Here is a 15,790-nt window from a genome sequence, read left to right as displayed (position 1 = left end):
TACAGACCAAAAAGTAGACAAAAAGTCCGTCGGCTGCTTTTTAAAAGTCTTCTTTATTTTAAACGGTTTAAGTGCGGCTGGGTGATCTTCGAGCAAAGCCCTCAGCTTCCCAGTCTTACTAAAACCTTATTAAAAACAGAAGCCCTTTAAAAAGAGGCCGAAGCTAGACTTGGAAGGTATGGCTATTCTACTGTCTAACACTTCAGCCTTCAGCCCTAAAACTTACATACTATTAAACATTACCCAATGCAGACAAATAAGTTATTAGAATACGACAAAGAACATATCTGGCACCCCTACACATCTACTACAAATCCCTTACCCGTGTATCCGGTAAGTAAGGCCGAGGGCTGCACCATTCATCTAAAGGATGGCAGGCAGCTAACTGACGGCATGTCATCGTGGTGGGCTGCCGTGCATGGCTACAATCACCCTGTTTTAAATGCCGCCATAGAAAAGCAGCTTAAAAATATGTCGCACGTAATGTTTGGCGGATTAACACACGAACCGGCTGTTGAGTTAGCCGAGCAGTTAATTAACATTACACCCGATGGTTTAGAAAAAGTTTTCTACTGCGATTCGGGTTCCGTTGCGGTAGAAGTATCCATGAAAATGGCACTACAATATTGGTATGCCAAGGGTAGTAAAACTAAAACTAAGTTTGCTACGGTGCGCAATGGATATCATGGCGATACGTGGAATGCCATGTCGGTATGTGATCCTGGTACAGGTATGCATCATATTTTTAATGGCAAACTGCCCATTCATTATTTTGCAGAACAACCAAGCATTGCTTTTGATACAGAGTGGAAGCCAGAGTCGCTAGTTCCGATGGAAAAGATATTAAGTGAAAATAGCGATGAAATAGCGGCGATTATTATTGAACCCATAGTGCAAGGAGCCGGTGGTATGCGCTTTTATCATCCTCAATATCTGGCAGGACTAAAAACTTTATGTGAAGATTACAATGTACTCTTAATTGCAGATGAAATAGCCACAGGCTTTGGTAGAACAGGTCAGCTGTTCGCCTGTAATTTTGCTAGTGTAAGGCCTGATATAATGTGCCTAGGAAAAGCCATTACGGGCGGATACATGAGCTTTGCTGCCACCATAGCCACTGCAAATGTAGCGGATACTATTAGTAATGGCGAGCCAGGTGTTTTTATGCACGGCCCTACTTTTATGGGAAATCCTTTGGCCTGTGCAGTGGCCAATGCAAGTATAGAGTTATTGCTTCAAAGTAATTGGCAAAACAAAGTACAACACATCGAAAATACCTTGCGCAATGGCTTATCATCCTTAAAAGAAAATACCGCTGTTGCGGATGTTCGTGTATTGGGGGCTATAGGGGTTGTGGAGTTGAACGAAGCGGTTGATATGGCAAGTATACAAGCCATGTTTGTTGAGGCTGGTGTTTGGGTGCGCCCCTTCGGGAAGTTGGTTTATCTAATGCCTCCTTTTATTATTACCGATGCTGAACTACAGAAGCTATGCGATGCTGTGTGTAAGGTTGTTGTTGAAAGTACCAAAGCACTTGTATGTTAGATTTTAAAAAGCAATTGGCTCAAATATCTGAAGAAGGCTTGCAGCGTAATCTTCGTTCTGTAGCGCACTTAAAGGATGGGTATTGTAGTTTCGAAGGACAGAAGATGCTCAATTTATCGAGTAATGATTATCTGGGACTGGCTACCTACGAACCCTTAAAGTTGGAGTTTACCAAGCAGCTTTTAGAGAACCCTGAGTGGCTTCAGTTCGGAAGTTCTTCTTCGCGATTATTGACTGGAAATTCCAATTTATATGATGAAACCGAGGGGCTGTTAAAGCATTTATATGGAGCAGAAGCAGCCTTGTTTTTCAATAGTGGTTATCATGCTAATGCAGGTATTCTTCCCGCTATTAGCGGAAAAGAGGATTTGATATTAAGCGATAAATTATGTCATGCTAGTATAATTGATGGCATACGGTTGTCTAATGCAGAGCAAATTCGTTACCGCCATCTCGATTATGAACACTTGGAATCTATCTTGCAAAAAAAGCGAAGCTCCTACAACAATGTATTTATTGTAAGCGAATCTATCTTTAGTATGGATGGAGATGAAGCCGACCTAGGCATCTTGGTTCAGCTGAAGCAAAAATACGATGCTATTTTGTATGTGGATGAAGCACATGCCGTGGGTGCCGTTGGCGAAAATGGACTGGGACTGTGTGAACTTCAGGGAGTGGTATCTGATATTGATATTTTGGTGGGAACCATGGGAAAAGCTTTGGCTTCGGTTGGAGCCTACGCCGTTTTTTCAAAAGACTTACAGCAAATGTTGATTAATAAGGCCCGCACCTTACTGTTTACAACAGCACTTCCGGCTGTAAATATGGCGTGGTCAATGTTTATTATTCGGCGCATGCCAAGCTTTAAGATACAGAGAAAGCAGTTGCTTGATCTCTGCATTAAAACAAAAGAAGTACTGTATAATTCGGGTTTGCATCAGGGATTTATTGTGCCTTTTATAGTTGGTGAGAACAGTGCTGCCGTTCAGTTATCGCTTTACTTGCAGAAGAAAGGATATTTGGTATTTCCTATTCGTCCACCAACAGTACCCGCCGGCACTGCGCGTTTACGCTTATCGCTCACAGCAAATATTAAGGAGGCAGAACTATTAAAAGCCATAGATATCATCAATACTGAAAAACAAAGATTGAGACAATGAAACATACGTGGGTTAATAATTGCCAGAATGACAAGCTGATTGTATTTTTTAATGGATGGGCTTGCGACAGTGAAGGTTTTCAGTTTTTAAAATGCGGTGGTACCGATGTGTTGATATTCTACGATTATTCATCACTATTAATTGAAGATGCCATTATAGATGCCATTAAATCTTATCAGCAAGTGCATGTTGCTGCTTGGAGCTTTGGGGTTTGGGTAGCACAATATATTATGGAAATAGCTCAGGTTAATGCTACGAGCGCCACAGCCTTTAATGGTACACTAGCGCCAATTAATGAAAGTGCAGGTATACCCAAAGCAATTGCAGAGGGCACTTTACAAGGGTTAAATGATAGAACTTTTGGCAAGTTTCAGCGGCGCATGTGCGGAGGAGGAGATGCTTGGCTGCAGTTTCAGTCTCATCCGCCTAAGCGAAGCTTTGAGAATCAGAAAGCAGAATTGGCTTGTTTATATCGTCACTTTCAATCACATCAATTATCGACTAACTCTTTTACTAAAGCTATCATTGGGCATGATGATATGATATTTACGGCAAAAAATCAGCAGACCTTTTGGGAGGGAAAATCAGAAATTCAGACCATTGAAGCTCCCCACTTTTGTTTTTATAATTATACGCAGTGGATACAGCTCTGCCAATAAAATCACATGTGATGAATAAACAATTATTAAAGCAACGTTTCTGTAGTGCTAAAGAAACCTACATTGAGCATGCCGCAGTACAGGCAAAAATGGCTGTTGATTTAGTAGATCTGGCAAAGGGCTATATTGATGGGAGCCAAGTGGACAATATTCTTGAATTGGGCAGTGGTACTGGTTTGTTAACAAAGGCAGTGCTCAATTATTTTTCTCCCAAACATTATGCTGCAAATGATTTAGTGCCGTGTACTAATTCTGTTATTCAGGAGATTGTTGAAGCCAATTCTTGTGCTACTTTTCAGTTTATTGCTGGCGATATCGAAGCTGTTGATTTTCCTAAACGGCAGTACCTTATTTGCTCAGGAGCGACAATTCAATGGATAAAAAATTTGAGTCTCTTTTTTAGCAAGATGCATGATTGCCTGGAGGAGAACGGTTATCTTATTTTATCGTCGTTTGGTCCTGATAATTATACCGAGATTAAAGAGATTACTACTCATGGAATAGCCTATCCTGATGTGTTTGAGGTGATGCAATTGGCTTCTGATTATTTTGAAGTTGTGGATCAAAAAGAGTGGCATCAGCAATTGTATTTTAAAAGTGCTTATGATGTGTTAAAGCACATGCGTTATACGGGTGTAAACGGAACCGCGAATTGTAAATGGACCAAAAGGCATTTTCAGAACTTTGTTGATAAATACGAAAATTACAAACACAATGCTGGTTACCCTTTAACTTACCACCCCTATTTATTAGTGTTGAAACGAAAATGATATAATATGAATTATATAGTCACAGCCATCGATACTGACGCCGGAAAAACTATTGTTACCGGGTTATTGGCAAAGTACATGCTCGATAAGGGTGATGATGTTATCTCCATGAAAATGGCACAAACAGGTTGTGTTGAGCGATCAGATGATATAGAAATGCATCGTAAAATAATGGATATGCCTTGGCAAGATCTAGATGAGGATGGAACAAGCTGTCCTTATTTATTTCCATTTCCTGCATCGCCACATTTATCGGCCCAAATGGTTGACACTGAAATAAACCCTGCTAAAATTAAAACAGCCTATCAAACATTACAAAAGCAATATTCTAATGTTCTATTAGAAGGTGTTGGTGGATTAATGGTGCCTCTAAACCCCAGAACTTTATTGGTCGATTTTATAAAAGAGCTTAATGCTCCGGTTATTTTAGTTACCTCAGGCAGATTAGGTTCCATAAACCATACCTTACTATCACTCGAAGTTCTAAAAAGTAAAGGCATCCCGCTATACGGAATTATCTACAACCACTATCCCGTTAGCGATCCCTTAATTACTAAAGATTCGGCTAAAATTATTAAGCAGCACCTTTTGTGTTATTATCCCGATGCTTTATGGGGTGAGGTGCCTGAACTAAACACATCAAACAAGGGTCTGCAACTTGAAAACTGGTTTGTATAAGTGTTATTGATTCACCTCTTAACTTATTAACATAGCTCAAGTTCGGCGATTAAAGCCCTCTTTTTGTTGAAATCTTGAGTTATCAACAAAAAATAGGGGTTTATAAACGTGATCTGTTGGTTATTTTGTGAATAGCTTGTGATAAGTGTTTATATCCGTTTATATACTGTTGGTAAATGTATGAACGTGGCACCAGTTTTTCCACAATTTCTGTTCATAAACCTTTAATAAGCGGTTTAAAAGATATGGGGATTTGTTAATTACCTTTTGAGCTAAGGGTAAAAAACCTCAATAATTTACTAAATAGGATGTTGGATAAAATCATAAACTTATTAACAAAGCTATTTTTATAGGTTAAAGCGGACTATTTTCAGCTTAATATGGGTTATTAACAAAAAGAGGGGGTTTATAAACTGCGCGTGTTTATTTCTGTGTGAATATCTATTGAATAGCTGTTGGTTCACTGTTGGTAGGGTTTCATGTTTTTTTAACAAAGTAACTTGTCTGTTGATAAAATGTGTGTTGCTTGTTTAAAAGTATGTGAATAGCTGTTGGTAACTAGGGTTTGAGAGAAAAAAGTTGGAAAACAGAGCTTTCCAACTTTTAATTTAATTAATAAACCTAAATCAACTAGAAGCGTGCCTTAATTAGCGCTCTTCTGATAAAAATAAACCTGAGTTTCATTATACTGTTAATTCTTCAACATGAATTTTTCTTCTTTTTTTTACAGCGGCATTATTATCGGCAATAATTTGTGCAATAGAACGTGTTAAGTTTCCGAATGACTTTGGCTCTGCCAAAATCATTGCCTCAAGATAAACTACTAGTTTAGTGTTTATATTGTATATCAGTTCCTTTTTAAGTTCAGTTGCTGATAATAGATGACCTTGTAGGGCCTTATCCTCTTCAAATTGAATATGAACTAGTTCGTAGTCGCTTTGCATAGTTTTTAGGTCTCCAATTAAAATTGAACAACCAGCTACCAGCGCTATATCTGAAGCTAAAAGCGGATCTTCAAAATCCTGAATTAGTGAATTTAGTAAGGTAGACTCGTTGGCATAACTCTGGCGCAACATAGCCAAGCCATACTTATCAAAAATAGCTAATAAAGTTAAACCTGCATTAGCAATTGCAGTATCAGGGTGATGTGATGCTCCAAGAAGCACATAATAAAGCGATCGAATTTTTTCATCACGCATCTCATCTTTATCATCCAACATATTGGTTATTTTGGAGCGGCTAACTGCTGTTAGTAATTGCATGTTTCTTTCGCCTAGGTGCACAAATAGTGAATCGAGAAATGAATTAGTAATTTGTGATGATTTGTAGGAATTGATTATTAAAGTCAATAAAGAACCAACTTCTGTGGTTCGGCTGTGGCCAATTACTTTTTCCATTAGAATTAGTATTAGGGTTAAGTGAGTTAAAGTATTTACTCACAGATTAAATAATACTATTAAATTAATCATTTGCAATTAATTATTATGCTAATGTGTTCGAAAACATTTAAATAATGACGATTGTATTACTCTTAAGTAGCATTGGATTGCTAATGAATATGAAATGTAGAATGTGCGGCAATGTTGGAGTGTTTGTTGATGCAAACATTGTTTTGGCAATGAAAAATAAACGAGTCTTCTATATACAGTTGAATTACCTACTTCTTACTTTCCAGCCATCTTTAAAGAAATATTTAGGTCTGTTCATCGGGAAAATTAGCTTGAGTCCGTAGGTAGTGCCTAGTCCTATTGCTGTGGCATACACCACTTGCTCGGTGTTGCTAAAATTGTCGTTATTACTAATGGCAAAGTATGAACCTACCGTTACTCCCAATATGATAGCTGTTTTTAAGAGTTGACTACCTGTGCTCACTTTTCTAAAACCAGTAATATCATTGAGCATGATGCTATGGTGTTGTGTAGGTCCATTAAAAATGCGAGGTTTCGCAAGAACAACGGTACTGTCTGATATTTCTATAATAGTATTTGTTTTTAACTCTGTTTGGTTTAAATAGCCTTTGTACTCAAGCATTACCGTGCCATATTTTTTAACCCCAATGGCTTGCCTGGCACTATCATTATAAAACACAAGCATCTCTTTTTGTGCTTTAACGTTAATTGATATTCCAATTATGCAGATGAGTAATAAAAGTGCTTTCTTCATACGAAGGTTTCAAGTAATAATGATGAGGCCTAAAATTACTAAGGATTATTTAATTGAGATACTCTTAAGCATAAAAAAAGCCGGAACTATGTCCGGCCTTAATATAAAATATGTACTTTATCTATTATTCTGCAATAATCACAAAGTAATTTTTCTTTCCTTTTTGAGCCAATAAATATTTGTTATTTAATAAAGCATCGGTATTCACAACAACATCAGCGTTAGCTACTTTTTCTTTATTTAAGCTTACACCACCACCTTTAATGGTTTTGCGCGCTTCGCCTTTTGATGGAAATATATTGGTGTTAGTTGCTAACAACTCAACAATGTTTAAGCCTGCTTCAATATCAGCTTTAGCTACAGTATGCGTTGGTACACCTTCAAAAACGGCTAAGAAAGTATCTTCATCTATTTTTTTAAGTGCATCAGTAGTTGCTTTACCAAATAAAATTTGGCTGGCTTCAACCGAGGCGTCATAGGCTTCGCGGCCATGAACCATTACAGTAATTTCTTCGGCTAACCTTTTTTGCAAAGCACGTGCGTGAGGTGCCTCGGCATGTTCTTTAGCTAAGTTGCTTACCTCTTCTTGGCTTAATAAAGTAAAAATTTTGATGTATTTTTCAGCATCAGCATCACTTGTGTTTAACCAGAATTGGTAGAATTTATAAGGACTCGTACGAGCAGGATCTAACCAAATGTTACCTGACTCTGTTTTACCAAATTTACCACCATCGGCTTTGGTAATTAGCGGACAAGTTAAAGCGTAGGCTTTAGCATCTTCGCCTTCTTTAGCCATGCGGCGGATTAACTCAGTACCTGTAGTAATATTTCCCCACTGATCAGAACCACCCATCTGTAACTTACAATTGTAAGTATTGTATAAGTGGTAAAAATCGGTTCCTTGCACTAGCTGGTAAGTAAACTCTGTAAACGATAATCCTGAGTTGGCTTCTCCTGTAATACGTTTCTTTACTGAATCTTTAGCCATCATATAGTTAACAGTAATATGCTTACCAATATCACGGATAAAACCAAGGAATGAGAATTCCTTCATCCAATCGTAATTGTTAACCATTAATGCTTTATTTTCAGCATCTCCCTCAAAATCTAAAAAGCGACTTAATTGTGCTTTAAGTCCATCTTGGTTTTTCTGAAGTGTTTCTTCATCCAAAAGGTTACGCTCATCAGATTTCCCTGATGGATCACCAATCATACCAGTAGCACCACCTACTAAAACTATTGGTCTGTGCCCACACACCTGAAGGTGCTTCAGCATCATTACAGAAACCAAGTGGCCAATGTGTAATGAGTCGGCCGTAGGGTCAATACCTACATAAGCACTCGTCATTTCCTTTTGCAATAGTTCTTCGGTTCCTGGCATCATGTCGTGAACCATGCCACGCCATTTTAATTCTTCAACAAAATTCATATGATATGTTTGTTTTGTTATTTACGTTGTTTCTTAATTATGATCTCAATCCCATTATACGAGAAATGTATTTTCCTAGTATATCAAACTCAAGGTTGATTACGCTTCCAACTTTAAATTGGTGGAAGTTTGTGAACTCATATGTGTATGGGATAATAGCAACAGAAAAACGATCGTCTTTTGAGTTTACAACCGTTAAGCTACAACCATTAACAGTAACTGATCCTTTTTCAACAGTCATATAACCTTCAGCGGCCTTTTCTTTGTTAATGTCATATTGGAAAGTAAAGTACCAACTGCCATCAGCTTCTTTAATTTCGATACATTTAGCTGTTTGATCAACATGGCCCTGAACAATATGTCCATCTAATCGGCCATTCATAATCATACTGCGCTCTAAATTTACTTTATCACCTACGTTTAAATGTCCGAGGTTCGATTTATCTAAAGTTTCTTGAATAGCAGTAACAGTATATGTTTTTTCAGTTTTTTCAACCACAGTTAAGCAAACGCCATTGTGAGCAATACTTTGGTCAATTTTTAATTCATCTACAAAAGAGCATTCTAATGTAAGATGAAGGTTGCCACCATCTTTTTTTAGATTGGTTATTATAGCTGCTTCTTCTACAATACCTGAGAACATATCTTAATTTTTTTAGTTGTTTACTTTTAGTGTGGCAAAATTACATAAAAGATTTGACTATTTTTGAACTGTTTATATCACATGTATAAACAATTAACAATAGAGATAATATTAGTATGAGCGTAACGGTTAAAACCAAATATTTAGGAGAACTAAGAACCGAGAATCAGCACTTGCAATCGGGAGAAGTTATAATAACGGATGCACCCGTTGATAATAGAGGCAAAGGTGAGGCTTTTTCGCCAACTGATTTATTAGCTACTGCACTTGGTGATTGTGTAATGACCATTATGGGCATAAAAGCGATGGACAACAATATTGATATTAAGGGTACGGAGTTAAACATTACAAAAATAATGAATGATAGTCCGCGCCGAGTTAAGGAGATAATTGTTGAAGTAAATTTCCCTAAAAAGGCTTACGCCGATAAAGATAAACTATTAATTGAGCGAGTAGCAAGTTCATGTCCTGTGGCCTTAAGTTTGCATCCCGATGTAAAACAAAGCTTTATTTTTAATTGGTAATAGATTCTATATGATATTAGTAACTGGGGGTACCGGATTAGTTGGCGGACATTTATTATATAAGTTGTTAAAAGCAGGAGAAAGGGTGAGGGTGCTGAAACGTCCTAGTTCTAATTTGAATAAAACAAAACACATTTTTGGATTTTATGGTGCAGATGCCCTAAGTTACTTTGATTTGATAGAGTGGGTTGATGGTGATTTACTTGATTACGATTCTTTGCGTGAGTCATTAAAAAATATCGAGGTAGTTTATCATACAGGTGCCATGGTGTCTTTTAATCCAAAGATGCGCCATGAGCTGATGAGAACTAATGAAGAAGGAACTGCTAATTTGGTAAACTTGTCATTGGAAATGGGAATTAAGAAATTCTGTTTTGTGAGTTCAATCGCTAGTTTAGGGAATTCTAAAAACGGCGAAGTAATTGATGAATTTTCATATTGGCAGGGAGGTAAAGATCATTCGGTTTATAGCTTGAGTAAGTTTAAATCGGAGATGGAGGTATGGCGCGCTACTAAAGAAGGATTAAATGCAGTTATTGTAAATCCATCGGTTATAATAGGACCTGGAGATTGGAGTCAAGGTAGTCCTCGTACAATTCAAACTATTGCAAAAGGAATGAAATTCTACACCACAGGAGGGACCGGTTTTGTTGATGTTCGTGATGTGGTAACAGCCATGGTTACTTTAGTGAAGAGTGATGTGCAAAACGAGCGGTTTATTTTAAATGGTGCCAATTTAACTTATCAAGATTTATTCAATCGCATTGCGGATGGATTGGGTGTTAAGCGTCCTTCCATACGAGCCAAAAAGATATTGGTTAACTTAGGGTGGCGTTTTGAGAAATTAAAAAATAAAATAACAGGCTCAGAGCCGATGATAACCAAAGAATCAGCGCGTACCTCTTTAAAAAGAACGCAGTATTCAGGGGAGGCAATCAAAGAGCATATACAATTCAATTATACTCCGTTTAATACGACAATAACAGAAAGTGTTAATTACTATAAAGAAACAAGCGAGGTTTGTCTATAATCTGAATTCAGTAGCTATTGCTTGATGTTGGTTACGCCGCCAGAAACAATAAACTTCATTACATCAGCCGAATTTGCATCAATAGGTTTAACCTGCTCTTTGGGCACTAGGTATAGTTCGCCCAGCATTCCGTATGATGAGGGTAAATAAACCCCAACCATTTCATTTAATCCAATTTCGCTTAAATCTTTAGAGGTTATAAAGCCTAGGCGATTAAGTGTATTCGTTTTATCGAGCGAAATCATTACTGGGGTTTTAAATTTTTTCTCAGAGCCTACAAATGCTGAGAGTAAATCTTTTACCGAAGAATAAATCATTTTAATAAGCGGGGCGCGTTTCATCATTTTATTATATCCCTCTGATATGGGTGATGAAATCAACTTTTGCCCTATAAATCCAATCAGTGTTATAAATATTAAAATAAAGACTAAGCCTACCCCAGGAAAATTATACTTCTCAAGTATGCCATGTTGAAAAATCTCACGATCCATTATAAGGCCATCTACCCATACTATTGCAAAAACAATAACGTAAATGGTAACGGCAAGTGGAACAATATATAGCAGCCCCTGAAGAAAGAATCGGATTAACTTTTTCATGATAGTTTTTTTACTCTAATTTGGTAAGTTGCGTTTTCTGAGCCTTTGTTAATTTAGAAACAACCAGGTTATAAGAATGATCAATTAATTCTTTGATCAGGTCAACTTTTAATCTACCGTCAATCTGCACAGTGTTCCAATGTTTCTTATTCATGTGGTACCCCGGAATAATAGCCTCATACTCCTCTCTTAGTTCAATAGCTTTTTCAGGATCACATTTCAGATTAATTGATAAGTCTTTATCTAAACTTGTTAAGGCAAACATTTTACCCATAACCTTAAATACTAGGGTAACATCATCAAAAGGGAATTCCTCTGTAGTCCCTTTTTTATTGATACAATATTCTCTTAAAGCTTCAATATTCATTATAAAAATTAATTCATTGGTGGATAAAATGCCTCTTCAATATGTTCAATCTTCCATTCACCATTTTCTGGAATAACGGAGATAATATCAAATCGTATTTCCTTGTCAATATCTCTCTCTTCAATAAATGCCTCTGTCGCATCAACCAGGAATTTAATTTTAGAATTGTTTATCGCTTCTGAAGGATGTTCCCAGTTTTCGGTACTTCTCGTTTTAACCTCGGCAACAATAAGAGTGTCGCCTTGAATCGCGATAATGTCTATCTCCTTTTGTTTGAAATGCCAATTTTGCTCAAGGATTTGATAGCCATTCTTTCGTAAGAAATTAACTGCAATTTGTTCGCCTTTATTACCGAGTTCGTTATGTGCAGCCATTTGAATAAGGTTTTTTATTTTTTACTTGAAAAAGGATTTGCAAGGTTCTTATATTCTATCAGTTCAACTACAAAAGACCCAACCTTTAAGTTCATCTTTATCAAAGCCGGTATTCTATTTTTGTCTCTACTAATCCAGAGTTTCATATCATCCTCTGTTTTAAATGCTCTTCCTACTTCTGTTACAGGGTGGAATAGGTAAGATTCAATTTTGCCATTCTTAGTTTTCACTGTCTCAATACCCATAAACTTCATCTTTAATGGGTAAAGTTCATCTCCAAAATAGGTATCTAGAGCTATGATTTCGCCAACCTTTAGGTCGTCATTAAATTCAAAACGGCGACAATAGTATAAAGATGAAAGAATATCTTGTATTACATAGGGAACTTGATGTTCGCCACTTTTCTTACTCTGAATAGTAATAGAGTCTTCTTCTACTGTAGAATAATCAAAGGTAACTTCGTTATAATATCTATATTTTCCTTCACGAATATTCCTTATGGATTTTATGGGTTGATGAATTTCAGGATCAATAAATGTAGTATAAGTATCTCTTATCTTATAAAGTGCTTCTAAAACCCCCGCACTTACTCCCTTCATTTCAATATGCTCAGTATTTACTCCATTTAATAACGAGTCTTCTACTGAAAAGGTAGCATAACCAGCAGTTATCCATCCATAACTTAATGAATATTTAAGAAACTCGCCAGATTTATACGCATCTGTATTAGCAGCAGGGTTTTGTGCTTTTATATTAAACCCAAATACAAAAAGAATAAAAAAAAGTAATTTGTTTTTCATATTAGTTAGTGGTTACTAATTAACTGAATAAAAGTAACCATTAATTTAATAAGGATAGTTTTTAAATCACTTTTTTCTTAGGAGTTGTGGCAATAAAATCCTTTAGGTAGAAGGGTTCAAAGTATGCTACATCCTCAAATTCTTTATTATTAAATTTATGCAAAGCGGTAGGAATCATATTCTGGGCTAAAGGAGCAGCTTCATCTATGAAGAAGATATTTTCATGTTTCAGAACTTCTTTACATTTTGCAGCCCCATCTCCTAGACATATAATCTTAGTAGATTCACGAACTTTTCTGAAACTTTCTTCATCTATAATTTGTGCTGATATTTTATCTACCATTTGCATATCAGCATTAAAAAATGTTGTATATACTTCCATTCTACGCGCATCAATCATTGGGCATATTAAAGCACCTTGTTTCAATAACTCCGTATATTCATTATTAGATTGAATGCTATAAGCTAAGGCTTCTAGAGAAGTTATGGCTATTAAAGGTTTGTTGATAGCAAAGCAGATGCCTTTTGCCACAGATACTCCAATGCGGAGCCCTGTATATGAACCAGGTCCACTACTTACTGCAACGGCATCAATATCATTTATAGAGTATTCTTTTGCTTCTTCAAAAAGTTCTTGAATAAATACTGTAAGGTGCGTAGCGTGCGAGTTTGCTTCGTGAAGAACCTTTTTTGCAACAATGTAAGTATCATCAGATAAACATACAGAGCAAACTTTAGTCGAAGTTTCTATTGAAAGAATAAGTGCCATATTTAAAATCTTGTTTAGCACAAATGTACTATCATATTTTATAAAGGCAAAAATTAGGATTCAAGAATAGTGCTGGGGTTATGATGACGAGACTATAAGTTAATTATTGTATTTGAGTAACTATTGATTTTGTCGTGATGCATACTGATATGTTGATGAAGTTTTTTTGCATTTTCTAGAACAGAATTTGGCATGCCAAGTTCTTGAGCAGCATTTATTGTGTTGCATTCCAATTGCGTTCCTTGAACAATCTCTCCACTATATGCTTCTTGATCAGAAATTTTTGCACGGTTTATATGGTATAGATTAAAGTTGGGGAATAGTTTAACTAAGTTGTCATCATCAGAAGTTGTGAGGAGTATGTGTGATAATTTACTTATCTCTTTTATAATTCCATAATTTATAGCAACCTGTTCAGAAGAGTTAACGCTTTTAAAGGTGTTGTCTATGATTACGATATGTTTCTCCTTTAGGCATGTCTGCATAATGTTCTTCATACGTGTGAGGTGTGAATAGAAATGACTAACACCTCCAAGTAAGTTTTCTGTAGAATTCATAAAAGTACATACTGGAAATGTTGGAAGTATAGCCTCCGAAGCAAAACAAATACCTAATTTTTGTCCTATGATTGTATTTAAGGCAATCTGTTTTAAAAACGTAGATTTGCCACTCATAATTCCGCCAGTAATAATAGAATCCTTCTTTACAGGAATATATGAGTGTGTTTTATATTCTTCTATTAGCGGATGATAACCTTTAACCATTCTAATATTACCGTAGTTATCATTAAATGTAGGTATGCACGTTTGGTAATTATTTCTGATTTCTACAATGCTATTTATTAAGTCGAAATATCCAATTTTTTGAAAAGTACGAATGTAATAATCAGTATTTGAGTTTAAATGAGTTATATAATATTTGTAAGCAATTCGATCAATAGGAATTATTATTCTAATGAGGTTAAAAATACTTTTAGTAGCGTAATTATGTAAGCTTGATTCACTAAAAAAATAATTCAGTCGATGGAATCTTAGTTTTGGTTTTTTTAACTCGTCTTTAAATGCATAAGTTTTTACACCGGAGATCAAATGTGCAAGATTTATGAACCTACTAATAGCAATGTAAGTATTAGGTCGCTCATGAAAAGATCTTTCACAATTAGTTGCGGATTTTATATTAAGAGTAATACTAGCAAGAATAAATATTGCAAAAGAAAAATGTATAATTAATCCTAATAGCCCAATTATTAATAGGATAGTTGAAGATAAACTTATCGAAGTATTTAAGCGTTTAAATCTAGAGTTAATTATAGTATCAATTACGTGATAATCACTTTCATTATTGCACTTCTCTAATTCTTTAATTATACGACTGTTATCTTTTGTAGATAATTGAATAAAATCGTTCTGAATTATATTTGTAGGTATGCTATTGAACTTCTCAAACAAATGTTTGTAAAAGAACTGTCTTCCAAATGCAGAAGATGTGTAGTCAATTTTATTAAAGAGTTCTTCTAAATTTACATCTAATATAGTTTGGGTATGAAATAAGTTTGGTTTAACAAGATGTTCAAATAATCGTTGTTCATTTTTCATTACTTCATTTTTTAGGGGAGGGTTATCTAAAAGAAGTAGCTGTTTTACTTTGTAGTTTGCTTAGTTAAAAGAGGTTTAAGTATATTGTAAGCTATAATAACAGCTAATGGAAAACAGAATAGTAAGCTTAGTTTTAAAAGTCCGTTTAAAAAGTTATAAAGATTACTAATGCCAAATCCAATAGAAATTGCCATATAGCTAATTAAGAAAAGAAGATATGTAATTAACCAAGCGTATATGTTAAGTTTATCTTTCATAACTGTATTGAATTAAGTTATTAAAGTTCCCTCACCTATAATAAATGAGGGAACTATATACTTGATTATTGGGGTTAAGAGGGGAATCTCGCGATTCCAAATATTTTTATTCTTCGCTTTCGCTAGTTGCGTCTTGTGCGAATGGATTAAATTCACTTTGGGGTATGTCAGTAGGCTCTCCGCTTCTAGGGTCAATAAATACAATTGAATATGCATGTATAGCATCATCTTCATCTTTCGGGGGAGGATCGTCTCTATACATTTCTGCTTTTAATAGTGAGCCAAGGCTTAACGATAAAACACATAATACTATTAGCTTTTTCATATTTTAAATATTTGTTTGTTATCAGTTGTTGAATACAAATTTGAGTTTTCCTAAAATAAATTTCGAATATTTAGTGTGACAAAAGTGTGACAAAGCCCATGAG

At 35.7% G+C, this 15,790-nt stretch carries 19 protein-coding genes; 7 read left to right on the top strand and 12 right to left on the bottom strand.

What is annotated here, in order from left to right:
- Window positions 1-246: 246 nt before the first annotated feature.
- From bioA to bioD, 5 genes are read left to right on the top strand one after another with little or no spacing between them, the layout of a single operon-like run.
- On the top strand, window positions 247-1,545 hold the full coding sequence (bioA, locus tag A8B35_RS21745) for an adenosylmethionine--8-amino-7-oxononanoate transaminase (protein ID WP_068475614.1): 1,299 nt from the start codon (window positions 247-249) through the stop codon (window positions 1,543-1,545).
- Complete coding sequence (locus tag A8B35_RS21740; RefSeq protein WP_068475612.1) at window positions 1,539-2,705, top strand: aminotransferase class I/II-fold pyridoxal phosphate-dependent enzyme; 1,167 nt, start codon at window positions 1,539-1,541, stop codon at window positions 2,703-2,705. Before bioA ends, A8B35_RS21740 begins: the two co-directional genes overlap by 7 nt.
- Complete coding sequence (locus tag A8B35_RS21735; RefSeq protein ID WP_068475610.1) at window positions 2,702-3,364, top strand: DUF452 family protein; 663 nt, start codon at window positions 2,702-2,704, stop codon at window positions 3,362-3,364. Before A8B35_RS21740 ends, A8B35_RS21735 begins: the two co-directional genes overlap by 4 nt.
- An 11-nt stretch (window positions 3,365-3,375) precedes the next feature.
- Window positions 3,376-4,134, top strand: a complete 759-nt coding sequence (gene bioC, locus A8B35_RS21730) for a malonyl-ACP O-methyltransferase BioC (RefSeq protein WP_068475681.1) — start codon at window positions 3,376-3,378, stop codon at window positions 4,132-4,134.
- Between the two features lie 6 nt (window positions 4,135-4,140).
- A complete protein-coding gene (gene bioD / locus A8B35_RS21725) occupies window positions 4,141-4,812 on the top strand; it encodes a dethiobiotin synthase (protein ID WP_068475608.1) in 672 nt (223 codons plus the stop codon).
- Window positions 4,813-5,495: 683 nt separating this feature from the next.
- On the opposite strand, the gene A8B35_RS21720 is transcribed toward bioD, so the two are convergent.
- The 4 genes from A8B35_RS21720 to A8B35_RS21705 form a co-directional block, all read right to left on the bottom strand.
- Window positions 5,496-6,209, bottom strand: a complete 714-nt coding sequence (locus tag A8B35_RS21720; RefSeq protein ID WP_068475606.1) for a DUF6261 family protein — start codon at window positions 6,207-6,209, stop codon at window positions 5,496-5,498.
- A 256-nt stretch (window positions 6,210-6,465) separates the two neighbouring features.
- Window positions 6,466-6,975, bottom strand: a complete 510-nt coding sequence (locus A8B35_RS21715; protein WP_068475604.1) for a hypothetical protein — start codon at window positions 6,973-6,975, stop codon at window positions 6,466-6,468.
- 124 nt (window positions 6,976-7,099) lie between these two features.
- On the bottom strand, window positions 7,100-8,404 hold the full coding sequence (tyrS, locus tag A8B35_RS21710) for a tyrosine--tRNA ligase (RefSeq protein WP_068475602.1): 1,305 nt from the start codon (window positions 8,402-8,404) through the stop codon (window positions 7,100-7,102).
- A 37-nt stretch (window positions 8,405-8,441) separates the two neighbouring features.
- Entirely contained in the window at window positions 8,442-9,047 is a 606-nt protein-coding gene (locus A8B35_RS21705; protein WP_068475600.1) for a riboflavin synthase, read from the bottom strand.
- Window positions 9,048-9,163: 116 nt separating this feature from the next.
- On the opposite strand from A8B35_RS21705, the gene A8B35_RS21700 reads away from it, so the two are divergent.
- Window positions 9,164-9,571, top strand: coding sequence for an OsmC family protein (locus tag A8B35_RS21700; RefSeq protein ID WP_068475598.1), 408 nt, complete (start codon window positions 9,164-9,166; stop codon window positions 9,569-9,571).
- A 10-nt stretch (window positions 9,572-9,581) separates the two neighbouring features.
- Window positions 9,582-10,601: an NAD-dependent epimerase/dehydratase family protein gene (locus A8B35_RS21695; protein WP_068475596.1), complete on the top strand. Its 1,020-nt coding sequence runs from the start codon at window positions 9,582-9,584 to the stop codon at window positions 10,599-10,601.
- Between the two features lie 14 nt (window positions 10,602-10,615).
- On the opposite strand, the gene A8B35_RS21690 is transcribed toward A8B35_RS21695, so the two are convergent.
- The 8 genes from A8B35_RS21690 to A8B35_RS21655 form a co-directional block, all read right to left on the bottom strand.
- Entirely contained in the window at window positions 10,616-11,200 is a 585-nt protein-coding gene (locus A8B35_RS21690; protein WP_068475594.1) for a DUF502 domain-containing protein, read from the bottom strand.
- A gap of 10 nt (window positions 11,201-11,210) precedes the next feature.
- Window positions 11,211-11,567 (bottom strand): MmcQ/YjbR family DNA-binding protein, encoded by a 357-nt coding sequence (locus A8B35_RS21685; RefSeq protein WP_068475592.1) that lies wholly within the window; start codon window positions 11,565-11,567, stop codon window positions 11,211-11,213.
- 8 nt (window positions 11,568-11,575) lie between these two features.
- Window positions 11,576-11,941 carry a YraN family protein gene (locus tag A8B35_RS21680; RefSeq protein WP_068475590.1) on the bottom strand — a complete coding sequence of 122 codons (366 nt, stop codon included), beginning with the start codon at window positions 11,939-11,941 and terminating at the stop codon, window positions 11,576-11,578.
- Between the two features lie 14 nt (window positions 11,942-11,955).
- Window positions 11,956-12,741: a DUF3108 domain-containing protein gene (locus A8B35_RS21675; RefSeq protein ID WP_068475588.1), complete on the bottom strand. Its 786-nt coding sequence runs from the start codon at window positions 12,739-12,741 to the stop codon at window positions 11,956-11,958.
- A 61-nt stretch (window positions 12,742-12,802) separates the two neighbouring features.
- Window positions 12,803-13,510 carry a tRNA (adenosine(37)-N6)-threonylcarbamoyltransferase complex dimerization subunit type 1 TsaB gene (gene tsaB / locus A8B35_RS21670; RefSeq protein WP_068475586.1) on the bottom strand — a complete coding sequence of 236 codons (708 nt, stop codon included), beginning with the start codon at window positions 13,508-13,510 and terminating at the stop codon, window positions 12,803-12,805.
- A 92-nt stretch (window positions 13,511-13,602) separates the two neighbouring features.
- Window positions 13,603-15,105, bottom strand: a complete 1,503-nt coding sequence (locus tag A8B35_RS21665) for a MutS-related protein (protein ID WP_068475584.1) — start codon at window positions 15,103-15,105, stop codon at window positions 13,603-13,605.
- Window positions 15,106-15,149: 44 nt separating this feature from the next.
- Entirely contained in the window at window positions 15,150-15,362 is a 213-nt protein-coding gene (locus A8B35_RS21660; RefSeq protein ID WP_068475583.1) for a hypothetical protein, read from the bottom strand.
- A 106-nt stretch (window positions 15,363-15,468) separates the two neighbouring features.
- Window positions 15,469-15,687, bottom strand: coding sequence for a hypothetical protein (locus A8B35_RS21655; RefSeq protein WP_068475581.1), 219 nt, complete (start codon window positions 15,685-15,687; stop codon window positions 15,469-15,471).
- Between the last annotated feature and the right edge of the window lie 103 nt (window positions 15,688-15,790).

Source organism: Saccharicrinis aurantiacus (assembly GCF_001660705.2).
Taxonomy (GTDB): domain Bacteria; phylum Bacteroidota; class Bacteroidia; order Bacteroidales; family Marinilabiliaceae; genus Saccharicrinis; species Saccharicrinis aurantiacus.
The sequence above is the reverse complement of the archived record's forward strand: the minus strand, read 5'-3'. Positions and strand labels throughout refer to the sequence as shown.